The sequence below is a fragment of the Sphingomonas sp. P3_C5 genome (genome assembly GCF_056402635.1).
Genome location: NZ_JBFUHA010000027.1, coordinates 1 through 1,180 on the forward strand (window position 1 = coordinate 1; position 1,180 = coordinate 1,180).

Consider the following 1,180-nt stretch of genomic DNA (forward strand, 5'->3'; position numbering starts at 1 on the left):
CTAGTCACCTGGAACTGAAGTAAGTTACATTGTAGACTGATCCTGTCTGAACGACGGGAGCGAACGGGATGGCGCGTGGTCGGGCTGTTGAACCACTGATTTTGACGGCAGATGAGCGTAGCTATTTGGAGCGGCAGGTTCGGCGCCATCGGGTAGCGCGCTCACTGTCGGAGCGCTGCCGTATCGTCTTGCGTTGCGCCGATGGCCTGCAAAGCAAGGAGGTGGCGGCCGAGCTCGGCGTCGGTGAACATATGGTCGGCAAGTGGCGTCGGCGGTTTCTGCACGGTCGCATCGACGGTCTGCTAGACGAGCCGCGATCCGGCCGCCCGCGTTCGATCGACGACGATGCAGTGGCGGCCGTGATCGAACGAACGCTGCAAACGCTACCTGCTGATGCGACCCACTGGTCGATCCGTTCGATGGCGGCGTCTGCCGGCCATTCGCATACGACGATCCGGCGTATGTGGAACGCGTTCGGCCTGCAGCCGCACCGGACGGAGACCTTCAAGCTGTCGAGCGATCCGCTGTTCGTCGACAAGGTCAGGGATATTGTCGGCCTTTATCTTTCGCCGCCGACCCATGCCCTGGTCCTGTGTGTGGACGAGAAGTCACAGATCCAGGCGCTCGACCGCGAGCAGCCCGTGCTGCCGATGATGCCCGGCATGCCCGAGCGACGCACCAACACCTATGTCCGGCACGGTACGACGTCGTTGTTTGCCGCCCTCGACGTCGCCACCGGAGCCGTGATCGGCAAATGCTACAAGCGGCACCGCGCAACCGAGTTTCTCGATTTTCTCAAACAGATCGACGGCAATATCCCAGGCGGCCTCGACGTCCATATCGTCATGGACAACTATGCCACGCACAAGACGCCGATGATCAAGGCCTGGTTAGCGCGCAGGCCGCACTATCACGTCCATTTCACACCGACATCGGCGTCGTGGATCAATCAGGTCGAGCGTTGGTTCGCCGAACTCACCCGCAAGCAAATCCAGCGCGGTGTCCACACTTCCACAGCCCAACTCGAAGCCGATATCCGAAGCTTCATCGATCGGCACAACGCCAATCCAAAGCCTTTCCGATGGACCAAATCCGCCGACGATATCCTCGCCGCCGTCAAACGCTTCTGTCAAAAGACCGAGCAAACATTATGCACCGAACTTTAGATTCAGGTGACTAG

The 1,180-nt window shown here is 59.9% G+C and carries 1 protein-coding gene; it reads left to right on the plus strand.

Annotated features, from left to right (window positions below; genetic code table 11):
• The first annotated feature begins 68 nt into the window (after window positions 1–68).
• A complete protein-coding gene (locus tag AC1DVS_RS26735) occupies window positions 69–1,166 on the plus strand; it encodes an IS630 family transposase (protein WP_478027549.1) in 1,098 nt (365 codons plus the stop codon).
• The last annotated feature ends 14 nt before the right edge of the window (window positions 1,167–1,180 follow it).